General features: G+C 34.8%; 2 protein-coding genes. One reads left to right on the forward strand and one right to left on the reverse strand.

Annotated features, from left to right (window positions below; translation table 11 throughout):
- Positions 1-70 precede the first annotated feature (70 nt).
- Positions 71-1,564, forward strand: a complete 1,494-nt coding sequence (locus AOG55_RS01880; protein ID WP_048100868.1) for an MFS transporter — start codon at positions 71-73, stop codon at positions 1,562-1,564.
- A 6-nt stretch (positions 1,565-1,570) separates the two neighbouring features.
- Here the strand turns inward: AOG55_RS01880 and AOG55_RS01885 are convergent.
- A partial coding sequence (locus tag AOG55_RS01885) for an FAD-dependent thymidylate synthase (RefSeq protein ID WP_330218571.1) occupies positions 1,571-3,125 on the reverse strand: 1,555 nt, incomplete at its 5' end.

The raw sequence follows: 3,125 nt of genomic DNA on the forward strand, positions 1-3,125 counted from the left end.
TATAATAATTAATTTATTTAGTAGTATATTATGGCAAAATTCTTATATAAACAAACATTATTAAAATATTATGCAGCAGGATATACAAAAGAATGAACTAAAAAGCAGAATACCTTTCAGATTAGATAGATTACCTTTTAGCAGATGGCATGTTCTTGTGGTTATAGCCTTGGGTTTTACATGGATTCTGGATGGCCTTGAGGTCACAATGGTGGGCGTTATAGGTTCGGTACTGATAAGCCCAAAAACTCTTGATTTTACCTCTGCAGAGGTGGGATTCGTTGCCACTGCCTATTTAATTGGTGCTGTTATAGGCTCTGTATTTTTTGCCGAGTTAACAGACATACATGGACGGAAAAAATTATTTATGGTAACATTAAGCGTTTACATACTCGGTACGGTATTTACAGCATTTTCATTTAATTTTCCATCGTTTTTCCTGTTTAGATTTATTACAGGCCTTGGTATTGGTGGGGAATATGCTGCAATAAATTCGGCAATAGATGAACTAATGCCATCAAAATATCGTGGAAGAATAGACCTTGCAATCAATGGGAGCTGGTGGGTTGGCACCATAGTGGGTTCCATAGGCTCTCTTTATTTACTAAATACAAGCATATTTCCTATAAATTTGGGATGGAGATTATCATTCGCAATAGGTGCCATACTGGCAATAGCCGTTCTATTAATAAGGCGCTATGTTCCTGAATCGCCAAGATGGCTGTTAATGCATGGTAAACTTGATGAGGCCAGAGAAATTACCACAAATATTGAGGATACAGTATCAAAAAGCACAGGAAAGGACCTTGAACAAGTTTCAAGATATATAACCATAAAACCACAGAGGAGAATAAGGGCCAAGGAAATTGTGGATACGTTATTTAAAAAATATCCCAAAAGGACTGTACTTGGTTTATCATTAATGGCCGGTCAGGCATTCCTTTACAATGCAATATTTTTTACGTATGCTCTTGTGCTTAAGGTGTTCTATGGTATACCGTCTGATGAGATAGGCTATTTCATAATACCATTTGCAGTTGGAAACTTTGTTGGCCCTCTGGTGCTTGGAAAACTTTTTGATACAAGGGGTAGAAAGCTGATGATATCATTCACATACATTTTCTCAGGGGCCCTATTAATGCTAACAGCGTATTTATTTTACATAGGAGTTTTAAATGCAGTAACACAAACACTGCTCTGGTCAATTATCTTCTTTTTTGCCTCTGCAGGGGCATCATCAGCATATTTAACAGTAAGTGAGGTTTTTCCTGTTGAAATGAGGGCAATGGCCATAGCCGTGTTTTATTCAATAGGTACAGGTATAGGTGGTGTGCTTGCACCCTCGCTGTTTGGTATATTAATTGCCTCAAAATCTCCATTCAGCCTATCTATGGGATATTTGCTTGGGGCATCTCTAATGGTTATATCAGGAATTGTGGAGATTTTCCTTGGTGTAAAGGCAGAGAAAAAATCTCTTGAGGATGTGGCAAGACCACTCACCGCAGAGGATATTGAATCATATAATAAAGAACCGGTTAATTACAATAATGAGGAGGCAAATTAAATATATTTATTGAATTTCTTTTTTCTTTGTTTCTTTTTTGAACTCTGCCGGCAGCCGACCAAGCTTATAATCCGACTCATCGACGAATTTTATTAACCTTGAAAGCTGTGGATGTACACTTTTAACCTCATTATACATTTTCAGTGCAACTGTTCTAAGATCAGGGTGCACCTGTGCATTTGACCTTAATTCAATGAAATATGTGAGTTCATTAAGATTGATATTAAATGCCACAGGGTATCTATATGCATACGGAACAATGTACTGGGCCAGATCGGGGCCATTTTTTTCTTTTATATCAAGATATAAATTTCTAGCTTTTTCCATTAATGTTACATAATCATTTTTTAGGTCTTCTGTTTTATTTATTGTTTCCGGTATATCATATCCATAATAAACGCTTAGTGGTTTTCTGACAATTGACATAAACCTGTGCCTCTGCAGCTCCCTGAATGCACCATAATTTGTATTAACCTGAAATAGATAATTTATTGCCTCAAATGGACGCCCAATTTTATGCCTCCTGTTTTTTCTTATTGAAATGAGATTATTTAATAGCCTTTCCTTTTCCTCCTTTGTTAGGTCTATGCTATTGTAATCTCCATAATAGCGGTAAACCATAAGTTTTAAGGCCTTATTTATTGCATTTTCCTCATCCTCATAATCAAGGAGTGAAACGGTATTTATTGATCCAAAGTTCTGCTGTTCCCTGTAACCTATAAGATCACGGGACATATTATACTCTATCTGTTCAATGCCATGTTTTGATGTGGCGTCATCTATGATCTCCGGCATTTCATTTTTTAATTCATTATAAATTAAATCCGCATATTTTAGGCTCTCCTTGGTTTTATACTCACCAAGACGCTCTATTAATGCTATAAATGCCCTACCATTACCAGATACACCAATATTCGTAAGTGTTGATGCCGGCAGAACTAGTCTAATCTCATCCAGTACAGATGATCTTAATGATGACTTATACGCCTTTGTTACTGAATCATCATCAATATTTTTTATCTCTGAATAATTATAAACTTTTCCGCCAATTTCAAAATTAAATTTCTCTATTGGATACATTTCCGAGTATATTTTAATCATATCATCGTATGATTTAGAGTAAAAATCAAAAAGTTCATTGCATAATTCATTGTATTCATTTTCATACTTTTTTATGCCTGCACCATCGGCATCCAGAAAAAGGTAATGGCCATTAACCTTTTTATTATATTTAACATATCTTGATGATTTTTCAAGATATGACAGGCCTATTCTTGATTCTTCTATAATTTTTGATAAAATATTTGAAACATTCTGTATGCCCATCTGTGCAGTTATAAGCTCAGATATTGATTCATCCCCATAATCGAGGAAGATTTTCTTATAAAAATCTATTGCCTTTTCTGGATTATTTTTAAATTCTTTTTCATAAACTGATCTTATATCCAAATTAACTGTTCTACTGTACCTTGACATTAAAGCCCCGCGGTCTATCATTTTTTCTGTTTTTATCAAAAAAACATCACGGTCATTATTTGAGAAATCCTGCATAAAAAGATAA

Origin of the sequence: Acidiplasma cupricumulans (assembly GCF_001402935.1) — an archaeon.
GTDB classification, from domain to species: Archaea; Thermoplasmatota; Thermoplasmata; order Thermoplasmatales; family Thermoplasmataceae; genus Acidiplasma; species Acidiplasma aeolicum.